This is a genomic window from Mariniphaga anaerophila (assembly GCF_900129025.1).
Classification (GTDB): Bacteria; Bacteroidota; Bacteroidia; order Bacteroidales; family Prolixibacteraceae; genus Mariniphaga; species Mariniphaga anaerophila.
Genome location: NZ_FQUM01000010.1, coordinates 22,582 through 47,234, shown reverse-complemented (window position 1 = coordinate 47,234; position 24,653 = coordinate 22,582). Strand labels below are relative to the sequence as shown.

The 24,653-nt window shown below is 39.7% G+C and carries 19 protein-coding genes; 11 read left to right on the top strand and 8 right to left on the bottom strand.

Annotated features, from left to right (window positions below):
* Nucleotides 1-109 precede the first annotated feature (109 nt).
* The 6 genes from guaA to BUB08_RS16995 all read left to right on the top strand — a co-directional run bounded on the left by guaA (nucleotide 110) and on the right by BUB08_RS16995 (nucleotide 6,627).
* Entirely contained in the window at nucleotides 110-1,639 is a 1,530-nt protein-coding gene (gene guaA / locus BUB08_RS17020; protein WP_073003178.1) for a glutamine-hydrolyzing GMP synthase, read from the top strand.
* Between the two features lie 33 nt (nucleotides 1,640-1,672).
* Nucleotides 1,673-3,313, top strand: coding sequence for a S41 family peptidase (locus BUB08_RS17015; RefSeq protein WP_073003119.1), 1,641 nt, complete (start codon nucleotides 1,673-1,675; stop codon nucleotides 3,311-3,313).
* Nucleotides 3,314-3,320: 7 nt separating this feature from the next.
* Nucleotides 3,321-3,929 (top strand): nicotinamide riboside transporter PnuC, encoded by a 609-nt coding sequence (gene pnuC, locus BUB08_RS17010; RefSeq protein WP_073003118.1) that lies wholly within the window; start codon nucleotides 3,321-3,323, stop codon nucleotides 3,927-3,929.
* Nucleotides 3,926-4,456, top strand: a complete 531-nt coding sequence (locus BUB08_RS17005) for an AAA family ATPase (protein ID WP_175550034.1) — start codon at nucleotides 3,926-3,928, stop codon at nucleotides 4,454-4,456. Before pnuC ends, BUB08_RS17005 begins: the two co-directional genes overlap by 4 nt.
* 86 nt (nucleotides 4,457-4,542) lie before the next feature.
* A complete protein-coding gene (epsC, locus tag BUB08_RS17000; protein ID WP_073003116.1) occupies nucleotides 4,543-5,469 on the top strand; it encodes a serine O-acetyltransferase EpsC in 927 nt (308 codons plus the stop codon).
* A 15-nt stretch (nucleotides 5,470-5,484) separates the two neighbouring features.
* Nucleotides 5,485-6,627, top strand: a complete 1,143-nt coding sequence (locus BUB08_RS16995) for a THUMP domain-containing class I SAM-dependent RNA methyltransferase (protein ID WP_073003115.1) — start codon at nucleotides 5,485-5,487, stop codon at nucleotides 6,625-6,627.
* 60 nt (nucleotides 6,628-6,687) lie between these two features.
* Here the strand turns inward: BUB08_RS16995 and BUB08_RS20390 are convergent, their stop codons facing one another.
* Nucleotides 6,688-6,834 carry a hypothetical protein gene (locus BUB08_RS20390; protein WP_175550033.1) on the bottom strand — a complete coding sequence of 49 codons (147 nt, stop codon included), beginning with the start codon at nucleotides 6,832-6,834 and terminating at the stop codon, nucleotides 6,688-6,690.
* A 557-nt stretch (nucleotides 6,835-7,391) separates the two neighbouring features.
* Between BUB08_RS20390 and BUB08_RS16985 the strand changes: the two genes are divergently transcribed.
* On the top strand, nucleotides 7,392-9,827 hold the full coding sequence (locus BUB08_RS16985) for a CHAT domain-containing protein (protein WP_073003113.1): 2,436 nt from the start codon (nucleotides 7,392-7,394) through the stop codon (nucleotides 9,825-9,827).
* Between the two features lie 166 nt (nucleotides 9,828-9,993).
* Here BUB08_RS16985 and BUB08_RS16980 read toward each other — a convergent pair whose 3' ends face one another.
* The 4 genes from BUB08_RS16980 to BUB08_RS20725 all read right to left on the bottom strand — a co-directional run bounded on the left by BUB08_RS16980 (nucleotide 9,994) and on the right by BUB08_RS20725 (nucleotide 15,696).
* On the bottom strand, nucleotides 9,994-11,484 hold the full coding sequence (locus BUB08_RS16980; protein ID WP_073003112.1) for a hypothetical protein: 1,491 nt from the start codon (nucleotides 11,482-11,484) through the stop codon (nucleotides 9,994-9,996).
* Nucleotides 11,474-12,061, bottom strand: coding sequence for an RNA polymerase sigma factor (locus BUB08_RS16975; RefSeq protein WP_073003111.1), 588 nt, complete (start codon nucleotides 12,059-12,061; stop codon nucleotides 11,474-11,476). The genes BUB08_RS16980 and BUB08_RS16975 overlap by 11 nt, the downstream gene beginning before the upstream one ends.
* Nucleotides 12,062-12,428: 367 nt before the next feature.
* The gene (gene argS / locus BUB08_RS16970; RefSeq protein WP_073003110.1) at nucleotides 12,429-14,225 is read right to left on the bottom strand and encodes an arginine--tRNA ligase; all 1,797 of its coding nucleotides are present in this window, start codon (nucleotides 14,223-14,225) and stop codon (nucleotides 12,429-12,431) included.
* A gap of 139 nt (nucleotides 14,226-14,364) precedes the next feature.
* Complete coding sequence (locus BUB08_RS20725) at nucleotides 14,365-15,696, bottom strand: OmpA family protein (protein ID WP_073003109.1); 1,332 nt, start codon at nucleotides 15,694-15,696, stop codon at nucleotides 14,365-14,367.
* A gap of 152 nt (nucleotides 15,697-15,848) precedes the next feature.
* Here BUB08_RS20725 and BUB08_RS16960 point away from each other — a divergent pair, with 152 nt between their 5' ends.
* A complete protein-coding gene (locus tag BUB08_RS16960) occupies nucleotides 15,849-16,388 on the top strand; it encodes a 3'-5' exonuclease (RefSeq protein WP_073003108.1) in 540 nt (179 codons plus the stop codon).
* Here BUB08_RS16960 and BUB08_RS16955 read toward each other — a convergent pair.
* Both BUB08_RS16955 and BUB08_RS16950 read right to left on the bottom strand, forming a co-directional pair.
* The gene (locus BUB08_RS16955; protein ID WP_073003107.1) at nucleotides 16,380-16,811 is read right to left on the bottom strand and encodes a DUF5606 family protein; all 432 of its coding nucleotides are present in this window, start codon (nucleotides 16,809-16,811) and stop codon (nucleotides 16,380-16,382) included. The two genes, BUB08_RS16960 and BUB08_RS16955, sit on opposite strands and share 9 nt — an antisense overlap.
* A 52-nt stretch (nucleotides 16,812-16,863) precedes the next feature.
* Nucleotides 16,864-18,912: a TonB-dependent receptor plug domain-containing protein gene (locus BUB08_RS16950; protein WP_073003106.1), complete on the bottom strand. Its 2,049-nt coding sequence runs from the start codon at nucleotides 18,910-18,912 to the stop codon at nucleotides 16,864-16,866.
* A 282-nt stretch (nucleotides 18,913-19,194) separates the two neighbouring features.
* On the opposite strand from BUB08_RS16950, the gene BUB08_RS16945 reads away from it, so the two are divergent.
* A complete protein-coding gene (locus BUB08_RS16945; protein ID WP_073003105.1) occupies nucleotides 19,195-19,704 on the top strand; it encodes an RNA polymerase sigma factor in 510 nt (169 codons plus the stop codon).
* Nucleotides 19,705-19,781: 77 nt separating this feature from the next.
* Nucleotides 19,782-20,333 (top strand): DJ-1 family glyoxalase III, encoded by a 552-nt coding sequence (locus BUB08_RS16940; RefSeq protein WP_073003104.1) that lies wholly within the window; start codon nucleotides 19,782-19,784, stop codon nucleotides 20,331-20,333.
* Nucleotides 20,334-20,424: 91 nt separating this feature from the next.
* On the opposite strand, the gene purL is transcribed toward BUB08_RS16940, so the two are convergent.
* Nucleotides 20,425-24,114: a phosphoribosylformylglycinamidine synthase gene (gene purL, locus BUB08_RS16935; protein ID WP_073003103.1), complete on the bottom strand. Its 3,690-nt coding sequence runs from the start codon at nucleotides 24,112-24,114 to the stop codon at nucleotides 20,425-20,427.
* Between the two features lie 183 nt (nucleotides 24,115-24,297).
* Here purL and BUB08_RS16930 point away from each other — a divergent pair, with 183 nt between their 5' ends.
* Nucleotides 24,298-24,630 carry a hypothetical protein gene (locus BUB08_RS16930; RefSeq protein WP_073003102.1) on the top strand — a complete coding sequence of 111 codons (333 nt, stop codon included), beginning with the start codon at nucleotides 24,298-24,300 and terminating at the stop codon, nucleotides 24,628-24,630.
* Nucleotides 24,631-24,653 lie beyond the last annotated feature (23 nt).

Genomic DNA, 24,653 nt, shown 5'->3' with positions numbered 1-24,653 from the left:
GTTATTTGAAATTAATTTTGAATTCTTTCAGAAAACAAACCGGCCGATATTACCCCGTAATTTATACTTTTGTGGTTTGAACGATGCCAGCCATCATAAATTTAAATTCATGCAGGAAAAAATATTAATTCTCGACTTCGGATCGCAGTATACCCAGTTGATTGGACGTAAAATTCGCGAGCTGAATATTTATTGTGAAATTCATCCGTTCAACCACCATCCTGAAATTGATGAAACCGTAAAAGGGGTAATTCTTTCAGGAAGTCCGTACTCGGTTCGTGACGAAGAAGCTCCCCACCCCGACCTTACGGAAATAAAAGGCAAGCTTCCGGTATTGGGAATCTGTTATGGAGCACAATACATGGCTCACTATTTTGGTGGCGAAGTGGCTCCGTCAAACTCGCGTGAATATGGCAGGGCAAAATTGGGATTTGTAGACCAGAGCTGTGCGCTTTTTAAAAGCATTACGCCACATTCCCAGGTTTGGATGTCTCATGGCGACACCATTGTTAAACTGCCGGAAAATTACAAAGTGGTTGCTTCTACTGAAGATGTAAATTTTGCAGCTTACAAAATTGATGGCGAACAGACCTATGCCATTCAGTTTCATCCTGAAGTTTATCACACAACAGAAGGCCAGCAACTGTTAAAAAACTTTGCGGTTGACATTTGCGGCTGCGATCAATCGTGGACTCCGGATTCTTTTGTGGAAACCACGGTAAAAGAACTGAAAGCAAAGCTGGGCAACGATAAAGTTGTGCTGGGGTTATCGGGCGGTGTTGACTCATCGGTCACCGGCGTGCTGCTTAACGAAGCCATCGGAAAAAACCTCACCTGCATTTTTGTAGACAACGGGCTGTTGCGCAAAAACGAATTTGAATCGGTACTGCATTCGTACGAAGATATGGGGCTGAACGTAATAGGCGTGGATGCCCGGCAAAAGTTCTGGGATGATTTGAAAGGAATTACAGACCCTGAACAAAAACGGAAAATTATTGGCCGGAACTTTATTGAAGTTTTTGATGTTGAAGCGCAAAAATTAAAAGACGTAAAATGGCTGGCGCAGGGTACTATTTACCCTGATGTAATTGAATCAGTATCGGTAAACGGACCGTCTGCCACTATAAAATCGCACCACAATGTGGGAGGACTTCCCGAAAAAATGAATCTTAAAATTGTTGAGCCTCTGCGCTTACTGTTCAAAGACGAAGTCAGACGCGTTGGGAAAGCCCTTAATATAAAACACGAACTACTGGGGCGTCACCCGTTCCCGGGTCCGGGTCTTGGAATTCGAATTTTAGGCGATGTAACCCCCGACAAAGTAAGGATGTTGCAGGAAGCCGACTCAATTTTTATTAACGGGCTAAGAAGCTGGGATTTGTACGACAAAGTTTGGCAGGCAGGAGTTGTGCTTCTTCCAATTCAGTCGGTTGGTGTTATGGGAGATGAACGCACCTACGAAAACACTGTTGCCCTTCGCGCGGTAGCATCTACAGACGGAATGACTGCAGACTGGGTGCACCTGCCCTATGAATTTTTGGCTAAAATGTCGAACGAAATAATTAACAAAGTACGTGGCATAAACCGGGTAGTTTACGATATCAGCTCAAAACCGCCTGCAACAATTGAGTGGGAATAGACGTTTTCTCATTAATAACAAAAATGAATAAGCATGATTACCATCTCAAAAAATAGGTTTCCGAAAAATATTATAGATGTACTTGCAGTCGCTTTCGTTGCTGCTCTGGCTTTTTTCCCTGCGGCGCCGCTGAAGGCTCAGGATGACGTTCAGAAAAACCAGATGAAATTCGGCAGACTGCTGCGTCTGGTGGATGGATATTACGTTGATTCGGCAAATGTGAATGATTTAACAGAGAAAGCCATTGTTCATATGCTGAGCGAGCTGGATCCGCACTCTGTTTACATTTCGAAAGAAGAAGTGGATAAAATGAACGAACCCCTCCAGGGCAACTTTGAAGGGATTGGAATCTCGTTCAACATTTTTAAAGATACCCTGCTAATAACTTCAATCATTCCCGGTGGTCCGTCGGAAAAAGTCGGACTACGTGCCGGCGACCGCATACTTCAGGTTGACGGGAAAAACATTGCAGGAACCGGATTGAAGAACAGTGATGTGATGGGCATGCTCCGGGGCGACAAAGGCACAACAGTTGAATTATCAGTGCTACGCCGTAATCTGGACGAGATGCTGGATTTTACCATCATCCGCGATAAAATTCCAATATTCAGCCTCGATGCTTCTTACATGCTCGACGACAAAACAGGTTACATTAAACTGAATAAGTTTTCAGCAACTACAACCGAAGAATTTACCAAAGCCATGGTAGAACTGAAAGGTCAGAATTTACAAAATCTGATTCTCGATTTGCGTGGAAATGGCGGAGGATATCTGAAAACAGCCATTGAAATTTCAGGTCAATTTCTGAACGCAAACAAACTGATTGTTTACACCGACGGATTGCATGAACCGCGCAGAGACTACAAAGCATCTTCAGGGGGAATCTTCAAAAATGGTAATTTGGTTGTTCTGGTTGACGAATCTTCTGCATCGGCAAGTGAAATTGTCTCCGGTGCAATTCAGGATTGGGATCGTGGTTTAATAATTGGCCGGCGTTCGTTTGGGAAAGGGCTGGTGCAAAAACCTTATTTTTTAACGGATGGTTCGCTGGTTAGATTAACAACGGCACACTACTACACTCCCAGCGGAAGGAACATTCAAAAGCCTTACGAACATGGCGTTGAAGAATACAAACGCGATTATCTCGACAGGCTTAGTTCCGGCGAGTTGTTTAATGCCGACAGCATACATCTTTCTGATTCGCTCAAATTTAAAACACTTTTAAACGGAAGAAATGTATACGGAGGCGGTGGCGTTATGCCTGACATTTTTATACCGATGGATACTTCTGCCTACTACAGGTACTATAATCGATTGAGAAGAACCAACGTTGTTTACAACTTTGTTCTCGACTATGTTGACCTGCACCGGGCTGACCTTAAAAAGCAATATCCGAAGTTTGAAAAGTTTAACAGCAAATTTGAGGTCACCCAAAATATGATTGACTCAATTGTAGCACAGGGAGAAAAAGATGGCGTTGAAAAAGACGAAGAGAGCCTCGACTTTACAATAAAAACAATGAAGAATGATATAAAAGCGCTCATCGCCCGGGATCTCTTTTCAATAAACGACTATTTCAAAATTCTGTTTAAAGAGGACGAAGCGATTTTAAAAGCTCTTGAAGTTATTGAAAACAAAGAACGCTACAACAATCTTCTTGTATCGGTAGAATAATTCGGAAATGGCAGAATTTTTAACCACCTGGTTGTGGGAAAATATAATTGAATTGCTAGGAGCAATCCTCGGCCTTCTTTATATCTTTTTTTCTATCAGGCAACACATTTTAACCTGGCCAACCGGATTATTTACTTCGTTGCTTTACACAGTCGTATTTTTTCAGTCGGGCTTTTACGCCGACATGGGATTGCAGGTATATTATGTGGCAATCAGTATTTACGGCTGGTACTTTTGGCTAAAAGGAGGAGCAAAAAAGCAGGTTGCCGACAAAGCCGGGGTGCCGGTAAAACGAACCCCAAAACAAATTATGGTGGTCGGGCTTCCGGTTACAGCATTAATTTATATCGCCCTGGTTTTAATCCTGACAAATTTTACGGATTCAACAGTTCCTTACCTCGATTCTCTGACAACGGCACTTAGCATAACTGCAACCTGGATGCTGGCAAAAAAATACATCGAACATTGGTTAATCTGGATTTTTGTAGATCTGCTTTCAGCGGGCTTGTATGTATACAAAGGGCTGTGGCCAACGGTTGTTCTTTTTATTGTTTACACAGTGATGGCTGTTTTGGGCTACGTTGAATGGAGAAAACATTTAAGCGAAAAAAATTGAAAACAAAGCCAAAAACGATAGTCATTACCGGAGCTGAGTCAACAGGAAAAAGCGTGCTAACAGAAAGGTTGGCAAATTATTTTCAAGTTCCCTTTATTCCCGAATTTGCCCGTAATTATATCGAGAGACTCAATAGAAAATACGACTATTCTGATGTGGAATACATTGCTCGCCACCAGGTTCGCGAACTTCAGGAAAACCAAAATTTAAGTCGCCCCTGGATATTTGCCGACACCTGGTTAATAATAACAAAAATTTGGTTTGAAGAAGTTTTCGAAAAATGCCCCAAGTGGTTGGAAGCAGAAATAGAACGCACCAATATTGATTTGTTTCTGGTGTGCGATACCGACCTTCCATGGGTGGCAGATCCGGTTCGTGAAAATGGAGGAGAAAGACGTTCGTATCTGCAAAACAGGTACATCGAAACAATTCAGAAATACGGATTCGATTATCAGATTGTTTCCGGACAAAATGATGCCCGTTTTGAAAACGCCTTGCAACACCTCAGGCAGGCCACGGGACGGTAAACCAAACAAAGCTTTACTTGTTCACAAACGGGAAGACAAATTGAAATGAATTACGTAATTTTGCATTTAATCTTAAAGTTTCAAAGATGACTATCCAGGAATTTGATAACAAGCTGGCACAAACAATAGAACGTTTAAGCGATCCGTCTACCTACGATGTTGTTTGCTACGAACACCGCATGGGCGAACCTCTGCCTTCTATTGCCAAGCTAAAGAAAATTGTAAACATGGTCAGGGAAATATTATTCCCGGGGTATTTCGGAAGTACTTCTTTAAGGCCAAATTCAACGCGCCACTACATGGGAGTTTATGTTGATGAGTTGTACGAACTTCTTAGTCAGGAAATATTGGCAGGTTTATGTTTCGAGTGCCAGGATAAACGAGCAGATAAAGTAAAAAAGCATACCCCAAAAGCCAAAGATATTGCGGTAAATTTTATTGAGCATCTGCCGGAAATAAGGCGAAAACTTGTTACCGATGTAAATGCAACCTACCAGAATGACCCCGCAGCCAAAAATCTCGGCGAAGTAATATTTTGCTACCCCGCGATAAGAGCCATTACAAACTATCGGATGGCTCACAAGCTTCTTGAGTTGAACGTTCCGCTCATCCCACGTTTTATTGCGGAAATGGCCCACAGCGAAACAGGAATAGACATTCATCCCCGGGCACAGATCGGAGAAAGTTTTACAATTGATCATGGTACCGGTGTTGTTATTGGCTCAACATGTATTATTGGCAACAATGTAAAAATTTACCAGGGAGTTACTTTGGGCGCCAAAAGTTTTCCGCTCGACGAAAATGGAAATCCGATAAAAGGTATTCCTCGACACCCTATTGTAGAAGATGATGTGGTGATCTATTCCGGAGCAACTATTCTGGGTCGAATTACAATTGGTAAAGGCTCCGTAATAGGTGGAAACGTTTGGGTTACCAATAGTATTCCACCCAATTCAAAATTAGTTCAATCGCGACACAAAGAAGTTGCTTTTATTGACGGACTAGGCATTTAATTAAAAATAATCAACTTGAAAAATTTTAGACTTACTGCAAAAACCTTTTCCGGATTAGAATCTGTACTGGCAAAAGAAATCGAATCCATTGGAGGAGAAAACATAAAAGAAGGCCGAAGAGCCGTTTCTTTTGAAGGCGATTTGAAAACTATTTACAAATCAAATTATTGTTTAAGAACTGCCATACGAGTACTGAAAGAAATTGCAGTATTTCAGTTCAATGACATCGACCAGTTCTATTTGAGATGTAAAGAAGTGAGCTGGTTAAAATATTTTTCTGTTAACCAAAGCTTCGTTATAAACAGTACAGTTTCGCATTCCAAAGAATTTCGGAATTCGATGTTTGCATCATTAAAAGTAAAAGATGCGATTGCCGATCATTTTCGGCTGAAAACAGGAAGCAGACCCAACGTTGACACCCACACTCCTGAAATCTTTATTCACGCGCATATAAACCGAAATACATGCATTTTATCGCTGGATAGTTCAGGTGAGTCGTTGCATAAAAGAGGATATCGTTCAATTCAGGGGAAGGCTCCATTAAGCGAAGTACTTGCAGCAGGAATGATTTTATTATCTGGATGGGACGGCAAAACGGATTTCATTGATCCTATGTGTGGTTCAGGAACGTTGCCTATTGAAGCCGCTATGATAGCGCAAAACGTTGCTCCGGGAAGATTTCGCAAAGAATTTGCTTTTGAAAACTGGCCCGGATATGATCAGGAATTATTTGAAAGTGTCAAAGCCGAGCAACAAACAAAACCCTTCACTAAAAAAATATATGCATCTGACATTTCAAAAGAATGTGTTTTAACAACACAAACAAATGCCCGCAGAGCAAGAGTTTTTTCAGCAATTGATTTTCAGACCAGCGACATGAAAGATCTACAATTAACCAGCAACAATGCTACAATAATAATAAATCCTCCATACGGAGAAAGAATTATTGAAGAAAATATGGATGCACTTTACGCTATGATTGGGGAAAGACTAAAACATCAGTTTGCCGGAAATACTGCCTGGATTTTAACTTCGTCGAGAGAATACCTCAAAAACGTTGGACTAAAGCCAAGTAAAAAGCTTGCATTATTCAATGGCTCCTTGGAATGTTCTTATTCAAAATACCAACTGTTCCAGGGGAAATGGGCACAATCATAACACGCAACAGACTAGTTCTGCCGCTTAAATAGCAATAATCAAAAATATATTAGGAAATAACTAGCGAGATTCGCCTTCGAAAATATCTTTATCTCTTGTAATAGGTCTCGGATTACCACCGCCACGTACTTTTAACATTTCATTAGAGGTTAATACTTCAAAACCTTTTACATTTCTTTTTTCGGTGTTGTTAAAAAACCTTTTCATCGTAAATAAATTTAATTCGTTAAACTTGAAAACACACATTCTATATATATATTCCGAAAACAAAGAAAAGGTAACCCTCAAATTGGAAGAAAATTGAAAAAAAGTTATTTTTAACCTTCAGTAAATAGGATAAAATGTTAAGAAACAAGTCTATACAGCTACTAATTTTCTCATTGCTATTCTTCAGTATATCAGGACATAGCACGACCTACTCTTCGGATTCGATCCGGGCATCAGATTCTTATCATTCAGGAATTACTTTTTTTAGAAATTCTAATCTACAGGCGGCTATTGATTCCTTCAATGTATCCGCAAAAATAAGAGAGAGAATATATTCCAAATCTAGCTATGAGTATGGAGTAGTCCAGAATGCACTCGGCATAATATACAAGGATCTAGGAGCTTGGGATAAATCTATTGAACATTTTCTCTTAGCAGAGAGAGCATACTCTTCTGAAGCAACGTCCAATGAACTTCCTATTGCCCGTTTGTATAATAATATTGGCAACGTTTATAAAGGAAAATTAAACTTAATTACAGCTCTTGACTATTATAGAATGTCCAGACGTATCTTTCAAAAATACAGTACTGATGGAAACCGAGGGAGTATTGCTGATGTAAATTACAATATTGCCGATATTCAGAACCGATTGAAAAACTATGAAAGTGCTCTTGAAATTATTGAAGAAAATTACTCAAATGCATATCCCGACACAAGAATATTATACGCAAGTCTACAATCCGTAATATATCAAAATATTGAACAATTCGATAATGCCTATATGAGCTATTCAAATACAATCAAATTATCGGAAGAATTCTATTCCAAATCTGAAGTCAATGTCATTTTCGATTATCTAAACTTTGCCACATTTTTAATCACGTATCACAAAACGGAGGAAGCAAAGAGCATTTTGTCAAAAGCAAGTAATGCACTAAAAGACAACAATATAAACGATGGCATCGCAGTTTCTTTCTATTATAAAACCCAAGGCTTTCTTTTTGACAATACAATAGTCGAGACAAACGACATCAACAATTTCAGAAGCAGGAAAACAGCTAATCTTACAGAAGCAATCACATACTATAAAAAAGGGATAAAAGCGCTTGGGGTTGACACAGACAGCCTTTCCAGCACCTCTTTCTCTGCCGGCAATAGTTACTCGTTAACCCAAAGCCTTGAACTTTTAAAACTAATTGCCGATACGTACACTAAAATCTCAGATATATACACAGACACAACTCATCCAAAACGGAAAGAGTCCATAGAAAAAGCGCTTGAATATTACGAAATTACGGCAGGACTAATTCAGCAGGCCCGAAAGGAGCTATACTCTGATGAGAGTAAAATACAGTTAGCAGAATTGGAGGGTGCCACTTTCAATAAAATTGTACAGACAGCATACAAAGCCACTGAAATAGAAACAAATCCTAAAATTATCGAATTCGCTTTTGTTAATGCGGAAAGACTAAAGGCAAGCTCTGTTTTCGACAAACTGTCAGATCAGCTAGCAAGAGAAAACAGCTTGGTTCCAGACAGTCTAACAGAACTTGAACGCACTCTAAACTACAGCATTACAAATCAAAACGAGAAGCTATTTGACTTAAAGAGAGCAGAAAAACCCAACCATTTGGAGATTGCATCGGCTGACTCAATGTTGTTTCAGTTAAAAAAACAACGCGACGAACTCAATAACTATTTAGAAAAAAACTACAGTGATTATTACGAACTTAAATATGCTGACGAATACATTTCTTCAAATACAGTTCACCAAAGCTTAAATGATAACGAGGTTTTAATCGAATACGCTTTTAACGAAACAGACTCTATTCCAGAGTTATATGCCTTCCTTTTTTCAGAAGGGAATTTGTCTTTTCACAAAATAGATATCGACTCATCATTTATAAAGTCCATTGAAGAAACATTCCGATTTATGTCAAATCCGGCATATCTGTTTACAAAGAATGAGAATTCTAAAGATTTTTGTGTTGCAGCTCATAAATTATACATAAAACTACTGTATCCTTTTGCCGATGACATTCAGAACAAAAAAATTACGATTATACCGGATGGAAAACTAAATTACCTGCCTTTTGATGCATTTTTAACTGAAATGCCCGACACGTCCCAAACGATACATTTTAATACCCTTCCATATCTTATTAAGGAAAACGCGGTAAATTATGCCTACTCTGCCAATCTACTATTTAAGTTCAACCGAACAAAACGGAAAGCAAAAAACAAGCTTCTTGCATTTGCTCCCATATACAACTCAGATACAGTTACTTTCGAAAACGACAAACTGATTTTAAATCCGTTACCCGGAGTACAACGTGAGGTCGATCTTATATCTGATGAAATAAGGATGCAGTTATTCAGAAGCGAAGATGCTACAGAAAAAAACTTTAGGGAACAAAGCGAAGACTATGACATCTTACATCTGGCAATGCACGCATTTATTAATGATTCACTGCCGGCTTTTTCGCGACTGGCATTTTCTCAAAACAATAGCAATCAGCCTTATAACGATGGTTGGCTAAATACTGCAGATGTATATAATCTTGACCTCAATGCACGTTTAACCGTATTAAGTGCATGTAATACCGGAGCAGGAAACTTAAAAAAAGGGGAAGGTGTTATGAGCCTTGCCCGGGGGTTTCTATATGCCGGATGTCCCACGATAGTAATGACGCTTTGGGAAGTTGAAGACAATGCCGGAACTAAAATAATGAGTTCTTTTTACCAAAACCTAAAAAAAGGAAGACCTACCGACGAGGCGCTTCGATTGGCAAAGCTAAGTTATTTGGAAAATGCCAATCCGCGCATGGCGCATCCTCACTATTGGCTTGGTTACGTAAGCATCGGCAATGCAAAACCTCTCTTTAGAAGCTATGATTACTATTTCTTTGGACTTTTAGTCCTTGCCCTTGCGGGCATTGCTATCGACCAGTTCATCCGGTTAAAAAAGGCTCGAAAAAATCGAATAGAATAGAATGTGTAGTTTCAATAACGAGCTAAATTTTCGTGGATGAACAGAAAACAAAAGCGTAAATAAAAATGTGTGGTTTTCAAGCTTAACGCTTTTATTTCGATAGTTTTTTCAGACTTTTAAAGAACGTATTGGAATGTGTAAAAATCAAGTTTAATGAATCAAATTTTCAAAAAAGGAATCTGGTTTTTCTTAAAACAGCTTTCGCATCTTTTGCATAATAACCGTTCTTGCTTATGATTGCCAGGAGTTGTTCATGGGCAGCATCCTTTCTTTCAAGTTTTATGTAGCACAAAGCCTTATACCATTCCGCTTCGTCTACAAACATATTATCACCATGCTCTATAACCTTTGAATATTCAGGGATGGCTTCTTCAAATCGATCGAGGCTTTGCAGACTGGCTGCTTTATAGAATTGAAAAACGAACTTGTCTTCATTTTCTTTTATCGCCTTATCATAAAGCAGAAGCGCTTTTTCGTATTCTCCATCTACGAAATAACCGTTGGCTTGTTGTAGCACACCAATATCAGCACTAACAGACCTCTGAGGAGCCCATTCAGGCTGCTGGTAATAGTTATCATAGGTTCGGTTAAGGTTTCCAAATTCGTTATTAAAAATGCCGGCTATGGCAAATAAAACAACTGCCACGGCAACACCGGCTCTCCACCAGTTCATATGTTGAACTTTTGTGTCAGGTATCAAAGATTTTATTTCTTTACTTCTTGCGTCATTCCTAGCTTTCTCCAACTCGTTTCGTAAAGCAAAGATTTCCGTCTCGCTAACGGCCATGTCAACATTTCGTCGTAAAGCAACCTCTGCTTTCAAATCTGAATTCTCGTTTAATTCTGAGCGAAACAGCTCCAGCTCCTCTCCTACCAGCGAGCCCGAAATGAAGTCTTCAATCTGCTTTTCAGAAACATTCCAAGAGGTTTCAGCACCCATCAGGTGTGAAATTTCATCTCTCAAATTCATTATATCCAGCTCCATCAGAGCACCTTCCATTTCTCTGTGCAACGCAACTTCTTTTTGCAGAATGCTGTTCACAGCAAGTTCCTGTTCAAACCGCTCTAATTCCTGCGCTGACAATTCGCCGTTAAGATACCGGTCGACTTCGTCTGACGAACATTGTACACGAACAGATGTAGAAACTTTTCCAAGAGTTTCTCTCAGGTTCAGCACATCGCTTTCAAGAATTGCTTCTTCCAACCCTTCCAATTCAAAATCATCGTCTTCTGAATCTTCGAAAGCCAAGTCGTTTTCCAACCCGGGAATATTCTGTTCCCTGAAAAACTCGTGAATATTTTCATTTGAAGCCAGCTCGTGCTGGTAAATGTGCGCTTTGGGTAACGAATCGTAAAACTTCAGTAATTCTTCCGGGGGTAATTTTTCGGAAAGCTCCTGAATATTTTCAAAACCATCCAAAAGATTGAAAGGGGTGTTTCCTTCTTTTGTTTGTTTTGAAACTGTTTCTAACTTTTCCCGAAGGTTAAGAACTTCTTTTTCAGTTATTGCCAACTGAATTTCCTCTTCGAGTTTTACTTCTTCGCTCAGCAAGCTATTACTTGCCAGCTCCGTTTCAAACTCACTTCTTTCGTGCTGGCTGAGGGCGTCCATTAAATAATCCTCAATCCAGTCAAAGTGTTTTGTTTTAGGTATCATCTTCAAGTATTTTTTTAAATTCTGTATCCTGCTTTATTCGGCTAATCAGAAGTTCTTTACACTTAAACTTTCTCTTTTTTGCATATTTTTCGCCTTTGTAGCCCATAATCCGTGCAATTTCGGACAGCGGGACCTTCTCGAAAAATAGTTGCAAAAGCTTCTGACAATCTGTACTCAGGGTTTTAAAATGTTTCTGGTATAAACCATACTTTTCATTTTTTTCAACCAACTCCACCAGGCTATCATCGTAAATGTCTTCCTGGAATGGCAGTGTATCATTTATCTTTTCCTGCTCAATTCTCCGTTTTTCAAGCTGTTTCAGCCACAAAAACCGGCAAACCGAAAAAAGATACCCCTGAAAAGAACTCGTTTGAAAAACTAAATCGTTTTCTTTCAACTTACGGTAGATGACTATTATCGCCTCCTGAAAAATGTCGTTTGCATCATCTTCGTTCCCACTATTCTTTTTAATGAATAAATTTACCTGGTAGTAAAACTGTTTGTAGATGTACTGCAATATTAAATTATCGTGTCTTAATATCCCTTTCAGGATTTGTTCATCACTGTAGTTTTTCATGTCCGTCTATTATATTATTCGCTAAATTTAAAAAAGGTAACCCTCATTTTCTGAAAAAGTGATTTTTTTTTTGTGCAAGGCCATTTTTGAAATCAAAAAATACTCTAGAACAAATACTTGCACTGGCACGTAAAAATAATCGTATTTTATAAACTTATGACAATTTTATTCACTTTTTGCTTTTTTTATCAATGCTTTTTTGCTACTGATAAATAAGAACAATGCGAGGGGCTAGAGTGAATATTTGTATTTCTTTTATTTTTCCGGGAATTTAGGGGTAACCTTTTGTCAAAAATCAGAACATATAAATAGGAAGGTGCTTTTCCTTCAATCATTAAATCAAAAAAAGGGGGCTTTCCCCCCTTTTTTACATTCTATCCGGAACTTCTATTCCAAGTAATTTCATTCCGCTTTTTATTACTTTTCCAACCGTTGCAGACAGCAACAACCGCATATCCCGAACAACGCTATCTTGCTCTGTAAGAATTGGATGATCGTGATAAAACTGGTTAAACTCTTTTGCCAATTCATAGCAATAATTTGCAACAACAGCCGGACTATAATTGATGCCTGCTTCCTTTACAGCTTCAGGAAACTGGGTAATACGTTTCATTAAATCTTTTTCCTTATTTGAAATAGTTGTTGGCGAAACGGCAAAGTTTTCTTTTATATCCAGGCCTTTTTCTGCGGCCTTTCTCAATACCGACTTGATGCGCGCATGTGTATATTGAATGAACGGGCCTGTGTTTCCATTAAAATCGATAGACTCTTCGGGGTTAAACATCATATTCTTTTTGGGGTCAACCTTCAATATGAAATATTTTAAAGCGCCCAACGCAATCATCTCATACGTTTTTTCTGCCTCTTCCTGCGTTAATGAATCGAGTTTTCCCAACTCCTCAGCCATTTTCCGGGCAACATCGACCATCCCATCCATCAGGTCGTCTGCGTCTACTACAGTCCCTTCTCTTGACTTCATTTTACCGGAAGGCAGTTCTACCATACCATATGAAAAATGATGAAGCCCTTTTCCCCAGTCGTAACCCAATTTATCCAGCAATATTGCCAGCACCTGGAAATGATAATTTTGTTCGTTACCTACAACGTAAATCATCTTATCAATATCAAAATCCTTGAATCGCATTTTTGCAGTACCGATATCCTGAGTCATATACACAGAGGTTCCATCGCTTCTAAGAAGCAATTTCTGGTCGAGGCCTTCGTCGGTCAAATCTGCCCAAACCGATCCGTCTTCTTTTTTGTAGAAAATTCCTTCTTCCAGTCCCCTCAAAACTTCATCTTTTCCTACAAGATAGGTTTCAGACTCGTAATAAATTTTATCAAAATCTACTCCCAGTCGTTTGTAAGTTGTGTCAAATCCTTCGTAAACCCAGCTATTCATAGTTTTCCAAAGCTGAACAACCTCTGAATCGCCTGCCTCCCATTTGCGCAACATATCCCGGGCTTCCTGGATTGAAGGAGCCTGATCTTCTGCCTCCTTTTGTGACATTCCGTTATTCAAAAGCTCTGCAATTTCTGCTTTGTAATGCTTATCGAATGCCACGTATAAATCACCCACCAGGTGATCTCCTTTCATACCCGAGTTTTCAGGTGTTTGTTGATTTCCCCATTTCTGCCAGGCGAGCATCGATTTACAAATATGAATTCCCCTATCGTTTACAATATTTGTTTTAACAACGTGGTAGTTATTTGCTTTTAAAATTTCGGACAGGGAGTATCCTAACAGGTTATTACGAATATGCCCCAAATGCAGCGGTTTATTTGTATTTGGCGATGAGTACTCAACCATTGCTGTCTTCTGTTTTTCTGAAGGCTTCTGATGCCCAAAAATTTCGTCACCCCAGGCTTTCTGAATTCTCCCAAGCCAATAATTATTGTCAATTTCCAGGTTAAGAAATCCTTTTACAACATTGTAGGATTTTATCTCGTCAACATTTTCCTGTAGGTATTCCCCGATTTCTTTGGCGGTATCTTCCGGTTTCTTTTTTGAATACCTTAAAAACGGAAAAACAACAAGCGTAATGTCACCGTCAAAATCTTTACGGGTATTTTGTAACTGAACAGACTCTTTTGAAGCCTCAAAATCATAAAGCTTTTTTAAAGCTTCCAGAACAACAGATTGTATTAACTCATCAATTTTCATACAAGCATTTTTTTTGAGCCACAAAGATAATATTTTACCAACTGAGCCAAGAACGAAGCAGCCAATAACTTAACAAAATTAGCCAATAAAAAAGCCCTGTCCGAAGACAAGGCTTTTTATATGCTTTAGATTTATGCTATTATTTTTTAATAGTAGCTTCTTCAAATTCTACCCTACGGTTTTTCCTTCTGTTATCAATTGAAGTGTTCGGAACTGCAGGATTGTCTTCACCATAATAATGTGAACCAACATATGTATTGCTAATACCTTTTGAGAGCAAGTATTTAACAACTGATTGAGCTCTCTTTTCAGACAACTTCATGTTGTAGTTGCTTGCACCAATGTTACAAGTGTGACCACCAACAACAACGTTGTATTCTCTGCTTTCGCTCAATGTTTCAACCAATTTGTCAAGTTCAGCTTTTGATTCCGGCCTCAACTCTGCTTTATCAAAATCGAAATAAATAGCAGGAATTTCAAGTTTTTCTTCATCCGGACATCCGTCATTTGAAGCAGGTCCAGGTACTGTAGGACATTTATCCTGGCAGTCAATTACACCGTCACCGTCTGAGTCAAGCGGGCAACCATCGGCATCAACCGGGCATCCTTTCGGAGTATCAGGACATTTGTCTTTGTTATCAGGAACACCGTCGCCATCTGAATCCGGGCAGCCATTGAATTTAGCCAATCCTGGTTCATCCGGGCAGTCGTCGTCTTTGTCAGCAATTCCGTCACCGTCACGGTCAGGGCATCCGTTCAATTTAGGATCTCCTGCTTCATCCGGGCAGTCGTCTTTGTAATCCGGAACTCCGTCACCATCGCGGTCAAGCGGGCAACCGTTTTCATCAACCTGTACTCCGGGAGGTGTATTCGGACATTTGTCTTTTCTGTCAGGAACACCGTCACCGTCTGAATCTTTAGCTGCACCAAAAGCAAATTCGATGATTCCGGACAACTTAAAGAAATTATCATGAACGTCAGTCAATGTATTTTCAACGTGTCTGTATCCATCAATTCCGTGAATATAACCGGCTTCAAGATATAATGAAGTATTTGGGCTAATTGGGAATTTAGAACCAACTCCTGCATTAAAGTTTACACCTGCATTGTCTGTTCCTCCGTTTTCGTCAAGATTGTCAAACAGGTAACCAACACCACCGTATAGGTAAGGCTGAATAGCACTGGTTTCTGACAAAATTTTTCCGTTAAAAAGTTTCAATCTCAAGTCCAATGAAGGGTTTACAAAATCGACTCCTTCATCATAAAAACCAGCATCGGTTTTTAATCGGAGATCAAAAGTAGGACTCAAATAACGGCTAATGTAAAATTCACCCAAAAAACCCAAATTTTCGGTCTCCAGGTTATAGCTTAACCCGGGGCCAAGGCCGAGCGCCCATTTCTTCTCTGCATTTTGGGCAAATGCAGTTCCTATTATAAGGAACGACAGGAACAAAAATGTAAATCTTTTCATAATTATTAAATTTTTAGAAGTTCATAATTTTTTTACAATTTAAACATTAATTTTAGTTTTCAAAGTTCTAATTGGTTTTAAAAGTATTGGAACAGCTAAATTTTTTAACAAATTTAAATATTTCTTTAGAATAAAAATAAAATACTTGAATTTTGTTTGCCATTATAGATATAGAGACCACGGGGAACAGTTATAAGCACGGCCAGATAACAGAAGTTGCAATATTTCAGCACAATGGGATTGAAGTTACCGACTCGTTTACTTCACTTGTAAAGCCCGACATGGATATACCGCTGTTCATCACACGCTTAACAGGGATATCGAATGAAATGGTGCAAAATGCTCCACGATTTTACGAGATAGCCCGTAAAGTGGTGGAAATGACAGCCGGAAGGACATTTGTCGCTCATAATGTTAATTTTGATTACAAATTTGTAAAAGAAGAATTTAACAGATTGGGATATAACTTCAATAGAAAAACTTTATGTACAGTTAAACTTTCAAGAAAACTAATGCCCGGGCACAAATCCTATTCTTTGGGAAACCTGTGTGCAGAAAAGGGTATCGAAATAAATGGAAGGCATCGCGCAGCCGGCGATGCACTTGCCACTGTAAAGCTTTTTGAAATGTTATTAAAAGAAAACGACAGACGTAATTATTCAGATGCGTCAATGCATCTGAAATTATTCTGACGCTTTTTCTTCGTTATCTTCTTTCTCCGCTGTTTCTTCTTCCGAAAAATCCAACATGTCTTTTCCCTGAAGAATATTGTACCACAACAATACCTTTTTTATGTCCGAAACATAAACCCTGTCCCGATCATAATCAGGAAGAATCTCACCGAAATATGCTTTTAATTTATTGGCAGATTCTTTATGACTAACTGCTTCTCCCCCATTTTCTTTGTCGGAAATTGCTTTAAAAACGTCTTTCAACGGAATGTCTGCGGTATCGGTATAAATTGCGATATCTTCAAGTGCAGAAATTTTTGAAGTGGAATACGCCGGCATCTTTTTCCCGGTTTCCAATGATTCCACAATAATATTGTTTTTCGATTCAGCAACAAGCTTAAAAAGTCCTTGTTGTCCTGAAATAGCTAATATTCCTTTTAACATATCTTATTTTTGCGGCGAAGATACAATTTTTGGAAAATCAAAGAAACAAAGTTCAATTAAAATTCAAATTGTATGAAATACCTGTTTTCAACCACCTTCCGGGCTGCGCAATATTTCCGAGGTCGAAATAGCGTTTATTAAATAAATTATTGGCAGTAACATAAAATTTAAAATTGTTCCGTTGGTACAATAGCTTCGTATCTACCAGCCAAAATGGGTTATAGCTGGTTTCGCTGCCAGAAGAGCCATTGTTGTAACTGGTGTATGTTCCTTCCCGGTTTTGGTAAGTAAAATTAATATTAAATGAAAGATTGCCGGAAACGGGCTGATTCAGGGAAGCAACCAATTTATGTTTCAGGTTATCGAGAACATAGTACGAAATCAATTCACCTGACATTTTATCCTGGTTGTTGTACACATATCCCAAACGAATACTTCCCTGCCGATTTACACCGAGCAGTTTCCAATGGCTGAACTCCATATCCAGCTCAAAACCCGTGTTTACAATTGAAGTATGGTTCATCGATTTCCACAAGTCATCGCTTTCTGTTTTTACCCAGTCAATTATATTTGTTCCCCTTGAATGAAAAACGACAAGATGTCCGTTAACAAATTTCGAATTCATTTTAATTCCCCCTTCCAGCATTTTCGATTTTTCAGGCTTTAAAAGCGGATTTCCGATGTTGGTTCGCCCCGAGTAATACAAATCGGTAAATGTTGGCATTCGCAAAGAAGTATTCCACGACGCAACTGCTTTCAACGACGAAGAAAGACGATAACTAATATCGATTCCCGGGAAAAAATTCCATTCACTCTTTTCATCTGAAATATGATTTCCCATAATCCCCGTGCTTAGAGTAAAGTTGTTCAGGTAAAAAATATGCTCTGCAAAAAGCGACATAATTTGCCGGTTTTTCGATTTGGTGTAAAAGGCGTCTTCTCCGGGCACTTTCACAAACGAAGGCATTTCCTCTCCCAAAACATTACTTAAAATTTTTTCAGATCTGAATTCTGCACCAACGGATGTTTTTCCGGCTTTCCAAAGATACCACGAATTTAGGCTTGCTCCTTTAACATCGGTACGGTGAAAATTATGATTCTCGTACCAGTCAGGAGATTCGTTCCGAAACAACATAAATTTGTCGGAATGTCTGCGGAAATATAAAGCAGGAGTCAGATTAAACTTTGTTAACGACTCTAATCGAACTGAAGAAAAAGTTGTTTGAGTACTTTCATATTGATCGGGATAAACAGGCGTATAAAAGCTGTTAGCTCCAAATCCTTTATCGGTATAACCTGCCTGAGCCGATAATTTTCCAATTGCAGAACTTAAATTGCCGGAGTAAAAAACGTTGGTTGAGTTGAAATCGGTATTGTCGATATAACCATCGGAACTTTTGTAATTTCCGGCGAGTAAATGATTCATCTGCCCGGTTGCAAAACCTGCCGAAAGATTTGAATCGAAGTATTTGTAGCTCCCGGCATTTACCTGCGCTTCGAGCATTTTTCCGGCATTCTGCTTTGTTACAATGTTAATTGCCCCCGAAAAAGCATTCGGTCCGTAAACACGTGCAGCTGGACCTTTAAGTACTTCAATACGTTCAATTTGGGATAAACTAACCGGAAGGTTTAAATTGTGATGTCCGGTTTGAGGGTCGGTGATATTGATTCCGTTTAGGAGGATTAGTGTTTGGTCGAAAGTGCCACCCCGGATACTTATATCTGCCTGTACCCCTTCGGCACCGCGTTGCCTCACATCAATTGCGGCAACCTGTTCCAGTAATTCCTGTACACTTGTAGCCGGTCCCTGCTCAATCGATTTGGTATCGATTACCGTGAGCACTCTTGCAATCTCAGAATAAACCGAGGGTGCCCTTGAAGCAGAAACTTCAATTTCTTCGAGATCGTATTCCATTTTAACACTGGATGTATCCTGACTCATTGCCACCGACAAAACCGGCGTTGAACCAAAATACGCCACAGATAAAACAGAAACTTTTACCACTCTGTGAAGCGTGGAAAACAACGAAAAATTCTTTCTTCCCCACTTTCTGAAAGATAAAAAAGATCTCTGCTTCGATTCTCTAAATTTTCTTTTCATGTTTCTAATAAATTAATTAAAAATGAACGGCAAATATACAATCTCTCTGCTACCCCAAACATTAACTAATAAAAAAGAATACAAAACGTAAAGGAACAATTAATTACAATCTGCGTATATCTGTAGGTTAACGGCTTAATGCCCTTTATAAACAAATTTTATTACCAATAGATAGAATCAAACATTAAAAGAGTTAAAAATCTTTTTTATTTGTTTTACCAATTTTATATTTGTTTCGACAAATTGTAAAAAGGATTAGTAACAAACTAAAATTGTAACGCCATGACACAAATTCAATTTAACAGCGCACTACTCGGATTAAGAGACAAACTCCACTATTACGCTCTTAGCTTAACTTCAGACTCTGAACGCGCAGACGACCTTTTGCAGGAAACCATGTTAAAAGCATTAACTTATCGCGATAAGTTTACGCAGAACACCAATTTCAAGGCGTGGATTTACACTATTATGAAGAACACTTTTATAAACGATTATAGAAGAAATGTAAAAACCAGAAATACATTTGATGACTCAAACAACGATTTCCATCTTTTGTTTTCGAAAGACAAAGTTTATCCTGCGCCAGATTCATTTTACAGCACAAAAGAGATTCACAAAAGCATTGATGAATTAGAAGATGAATACCGCATTCCTTTCACAATGTTTCTTGACGGGTATAAATACAAAGAAATTGCAGAAGAACTTGAGTTGCCGCTCGGTACTGTAAAAAGCCGCATTTTCTTTACGCGCAAAAAGCTGGAAAAATCGCTGCACGAATACTCGAATAACTAGAACATTGATAAAATCTCAACTAAAAAGATCTTCGGCTTCCGGAGATCTTTTTTTATTTTTACGAAAAACAATTAGTCATGAAAAAAACGGTTGCTGTTCATTTAGCAGAGGGGTTTGAAGAAATTGAAGCCATTAGCATTATTGATGTATTACGAAGGGCACAAATAGATACACGGGTAATTTCTGTTACCGGGAAAAAAGAAGTTACCGGCGCACATGCAATTCAAATTATTGCCGATTGTATTTTCGAAGAAACTGATTACAATTCAGTTGGAATGATTGTCCTCCCCGGAGGAATGCCCGGAACTACAAATCTAAAAAATCACGCTGGCCTGAGAGAGCAAATTCTAAGCTTTCATGAAAAAGGAAAGCCACTTGGTGCCATTTGTGCAGCGCCACTGGTATTTGGGAATCTGGGCATTTTGCGCGACCAGCGAGCCACATGTTTTCCGGGCTTTGAGGAACAACTCAATGGGGCAACAGTAACCGGCGCCGAGGTTGAAACATCAGGAAAAATAATTACAGGAAAAGGTGCCGGCGTTGCTATTAAATTCGCCCTTAAAATAGTAGAAACCATAAAAGGTAAAGCACTGGCCGACGAACTGGCAGAAAAAATGATTGCCAATTAATTCCCATTTCTCTACTCAAAAGTTGTTTTGAATGACATCAAACAAAAAGGGAGACAAAAATCTCCCTTTTTATTTATATCATATTTCCCGGTTACAATTTGTGTTCGGCAATCCAGTTTCTTGCGTTTACAAATGCCTGAATCCACGGAGCCAATTCATCCATTTTTCGTTCTGCCGGATAACATGCCCACTGCCAGGGAGCAAAAGCTCTTTCGAGGTGAGGCATTATTGCCAGGTGTCGTCCATTATCGGAACAGATGGATGCGGCCGCAAAATGAGATCCGTTGGGGTTTGCAGGATACTCATCGTAACTGTATTTCACCGGAATATTATACTCTTTTTCATTAAATGGCAGATAGAATTTTCCTTCTCCGTGTGCCACCCAGATGCCCAATTTCATTCCGGCCATATTTCCCAGCATTACCGACTTATTTTCCAGAACATCGACATTCAAAAATGCAGACTCAAATTTACCTGACTCGTTATGCTGCATTTTCGGCGGAATACTGTGCTCCGGATATACCAGGTTTAATTCAACCATTAACTGGCAACCGTTGCAAACACCGAGACTAAGAGTATCATCGCGCCGGTAAAATTTCTCTAGGGCAATGCGTGCCTTTTCGTTGTATTTAAACGCCCCTGCCCATCCTTTGGCTGAGCCCAGCACATCTGAATTTGAGAAACCACCGACAAAAACTATCATGTTGACATCTTCCAGAGATTCCCTGCCCGATATCAGGTCGGTCATGTGTACATCTTTCACATCCATTCCGGCCAAGTACATGGCGTAGGCCATTTCGCGGTCGCCATTCACACCTTTTTCCCGAATAATTGCAGCTTTTATCCCGGAAGGAGTTCTCCGGTTAAGATTAATCCCATAGTCAGATGCCTTACCGGTAAATCCTTTAAAATCGAATGCTAATTCATTCTTTTTATAATTTTTATACCGTTCAAGGGCAAGCTCTTTTCCGCTCTGTTTTCTGTCGAGCAAATATGAAGTTTTAAACCACAAATCACGCAGCGAATCGATATCAAGGTCAACTTCTGCATCAAAATTTTTCACCCTTACTTTACGATATGGAACCGGGAAACCGAGCGAAGCAAAACCAACTCCATTTTCTGTCAGTTGCTTTTTCACTTCTTCAGCATCAGCACATTGTATTACAATTCCGGGATTTTCACTAAAAAGTACCTTTATCAGATCTTTTTCTCCGATTGCCGACAAATCTATTTTCATTCCTCCTTTATTGCTGCTGAAACACATTTCGAGCAGCGAAGTGACCAAACCGCCAGAACCAATATCGTGCCCGGCCAAAATCAAATTTTGTTCAATCAGTTTTTGAATGGTATTAAATGCTGCAACAAATTTTTCTGTGTCAGAAACGGTAGGTGCTGTTTTACCAATTTTATTTATTGCCTGAGCAAATGCACTTCCGCCCAAAGCCCTCTCTGTAAAAGAAAAATCGACAAACAGAATTTCCTTCGATTCGTCATTCACCAAAACCGGTTCCACAACTTTTCGTACGTCCGAAACCTCTCCGGATGCAGAAATAATTACAGTTCCAGGGGCATAAACCACATCATCTTTGTATTTCTGGGTCATCGACATGGAGTCTTTCCCGGTTGGAATATTAATTCCCAACGCACAGGCAAAATCGCTTGCAGCCTCCACTGCGTGGTAAATCCGTGCATTTTCACCCGGATTTTTTGCCGGCCACATCCAGTTAGCACTCAACGAGACACTGCGAATATGATCAGTAAGCGGAGCCCAAATAATATTTGTGAGAGATTCAGCAATTGACAAAAGCGAACCGGCAGATGGATCAATCATTCCGGCAACCGGTGCATGCCCGATTGAGGTTGCCACTCCTGCCCTGCCCTGATAATCGAGAGTAATTACCCCGACATTATTCAACGGCAATTGCAATTTACCTGCTCCCTGCTGCTTGGCAATTCGGCCGGTTACCGAACGGTCAACCTTGTTGGTCAGCCAGTCCTTACATGCTACTGATTCCAACTGAACTACGCGCTCAACATAATTGTCAATGTCTTCCTGAGCATATTCCAACTCTGCAAATTCAGGATTTACGGTAGTGTCTTCCAAAACTGTTTTCGGCGGATTTCCAAACATATATCCCAACTGCCAGTCAATTGGTTTTTCACCGGTTTTCGAGTTTTCAAAAGTAAACTGCATGTCGCCGGTAGTTTCGCCAATTTCGTACATCGGAGCACGTTCGCGCTCGGCAATTCGTTTCAGCAATTCCACATTTTCGGCCTTCATTACCAGCCCCATGCGTTCCTGAGATTCATTCCCGATAATTTCTTTCTGTGAAAGTGTTGGATCGCCAACAGGCAATTTCGATGTATCAATTTTACCACCGGTTGTTTCCACCAGTTCCGACAAACAGTTTAAGTGTCCTCCGGCGCCGTGGTCGTGAATAGAAATAATAGGATTTTCATCTGATTCGGCCAATGCGCGAATGGCATTGTAGGCACGTTTTTGCATTTCAGGATTGGCACGCTGCACGGCATTCAGTTCAATGGCATTTGCGAACTCACCGGTTGCAACCGACGAAACAGCACCGCCGCCCATTCCTATTCGATAATTGTCACCACCTAAAAGAACAACTTTATCTCCTTTTTCAGGGTCATCTTTTAAGCTGTATTTTTTATTGGCAAGCCCAACTCCGCCTGCCAGCATTATCACCTTATCGTAACCGTATTTTTTATAATTCTCGAAGTGTTCGAATGTTAATACCGAACCTGTAATAACGGGCTGGCCGAATTTGTTGCCAAAATCGCTGGCTCCGTTTGACGCTTTAATTAAAATCTCTTCAGGCGTTTGGTACAACCAGTCACGTTCTTCAGTTGCCTGTTCCCACGGGCGTTCAGCTTCTGTTCGCGGATAGGAAGTCATGTAAACGGCGGTTCCGGCAATGGGGAAACTTCCTTTTCCGCCTCCAATGCGGTCGCGAATTTCGCCGCCGGTTCCGGTTGAAGCACCGTTAAACGGCTCAACCGTTGTCGGGAAATTATGAGTTTCTGCTTTCAACGACAAAACGGTTTCAACGTCCTTTATTTCAAAGAAATCCGGTTCATCCTGTGTTTTGGGAGCAAACTGCTCTGCAACAGAACCTTGCACAAACGAGCAGTTATCTTTATATGCCGATACAATTTTATTGGGATTTACTTTTGACGTTTTCTTTATCATCTGAAACAACGACGATTCCATCTCTTTCCCGTCAATAATAAAAGTTCCGTTAAATATTTTGTGCCGGCAGTGTTCCGAATTTACCTGGGCAAAACCATACACTTCGCTATCGGTAAGCGGGCGTTTCATCGCTGTTGCCACGGAATCCAGATACTCAATTTCTTCTTTACTGAGAGCCAGCCCTTCCTTCTGATTAAAGGATGCAATATCTTCTACTTTCAGAATAGGGTCGGGTTGCTTTTCAATCACAAAAATCTGCTGCGTCAGTCCATTGTATTTGCGCTGCAACATGTGGTCGTAATCTGCATTTTCATCTTCTACCTGAAAAAATTCTTCGATGCGGATAATCCCGTCAATTCCCATATTTTGGGTGATTTCAACAGCGTTTGTGCTCCACGGGGTCAGCATTTCCCGGCGTGGCCCAACAAACCAGCCATCTAGTTTTTTTTGTTCCAGATGCCGGGCATCAGAAAACAACCATACTAATTTCTCCAAATTGTCGTGGCTCAGCGGAAGTTTGGAATCAACCGCGATAATCGAACTGTTTTGAGTTCTGAAAAATTGAATCATTTTGCAGCTAAATTTTGGTAATAGACCTGTTGTATAACACAGGGCAAAGATAGAAAATAAATGAAGGCCGGGAGAAAACGGGCAACGCGATTAAATGCAGAGTTTTCAACATAGAAATAGTTAAAAACTTATATCAGGCGTACTTTTTCATTTTTTTGAAGTTTCTTTGAGAAAAACTTCGTCATGTATAAAATTGCAGTTTTGTTTGTTAGCATTGTGCTGATTGCCTCTTGCGGAACGCAACGCCAGTTAAAAAAGTCATTTACCGGAAAACCAGTATCTTCATTACAAAAAACGTTTGGCGAGCCCACAACAATCATAAAAACAGCCAATGATTCTGTTTACGTTTTTGAAAAAGATGAAGAATTACACAGCACGGAAATCAGCCAGGGAAAACTCACCCTCGACCCGATTGTAACGCCAAAAGTAAGCAAAACAGAGCGTTATTTTTTTAATGTCAGGAATGGCATTATTACAAAAACCCGTTTCGAAGAAGAATATGAACGAAAGAATTGAAACTTTTTTCATAAAACTATTCC

Coding starts and splice junctions, on each gene's coding strand:
- BUB08_RS20725 (WP_073003109.1), bottom strand. CDS start 15,696: ATGAAAAGATTTACATTTTTGTTCCTGTCGTTCCTTATAATAGGAACT.
- BUB08_RS20390 (WP_175550033.1), bottom strand. CDS start 6,834: ATGAAAAGGTTTTTTAACAACACCGAAAAAAGAAATGTAAAAGGTTTT.
- epsC (WP_073003116.1), top strand. CDS start 4,543: ATGACTATCCAGGAATTTGATAACAAGCTGGCACAAACAATAGAACGT.
- BUB08_RS16945 (WP_073003105.1), top strand. CDS start 19,195: ATGACACAAATTCAATTTAACAGCGCACTACTCGGATTAAGAGACAAA.
- BUB08_RS16930 (WP_073003102.1), top strand. CDS start 24,298: ATGTATAAAATTGCAGTTTTGTTTGTTAGCATTGTGCTGATTGCCTCT.
- purL (WP_073003103.1), bottom strand. CDS start 24,114: ATGATTCAATTTTTCAGAACTCAAAACAGTTCGATTATCGCGGTTGAT.
- BUB08_RS16975 (WP_073003111.1), bottom strand. CDS start 12,061: ATGAAAAACTACAGTGATGAACAAATCCTGAAAGGGATATTAAGACAC.
- BUB08_RS16985 (WP_073003113.1), top strand. CDS start 7,392: ATGTCCAGACGTATCTTTCAAAAATACAGTACTGATGGAAACCGAGGG.
- BUB08_RS16980 (WP_073003112.1), bottom strand. CDS start 11,484: ATGATACCTAAAACAAAACACTTTGACTGGATTGAGGATTATTTAATG.
- guaA (WP_073003178.1), top strand. CDS start 110: ATGCAGGAAAAAATATTAATTCTCGACTTCGGATCGCAGTATACCCAG.
- BUB08_RS16950 (WP_073003106.1), bottom strand. CDS start 18,912: ATGAAAAGAAAATTTAGAGAATCGAAGCAGAGATCTTTTTTATCTTTC.
- pnuC (WP_073003118.1), top strand. CDS start 3,321: ATGGCAGAATTTTTAACCACCTGGTTGTGGGAAAATATAATTGAATTG.
- BUB08_RS16940 (WP_073003104.1), top strand. CDS start 19,782: ATGAAAAAAACGGTTGCTGTTCATTTAGCAGAGGGGTTTGAAGAAATT.
- argS (WP_073003110.1), bottom strand. CDS start 14,225: ATGAAAATTGATGAGTTAATACAATCTGTTGTTCTGGAAGCTTTAAAA.
- BUB08_RS16955 (WP_073003107.1), bottom strand. CDS start 16,811: ATGTTAAAAGGAATATTAGCTATTTCAGGACAACAAGGACTTTTTAAG.
- BUB08_RS17015 (WP_073003119.1), top strand. CDS start 1,673: ATGATTACCATCTCAAAAAATAGGTTTCCGAAAAATATTATAGATGTA.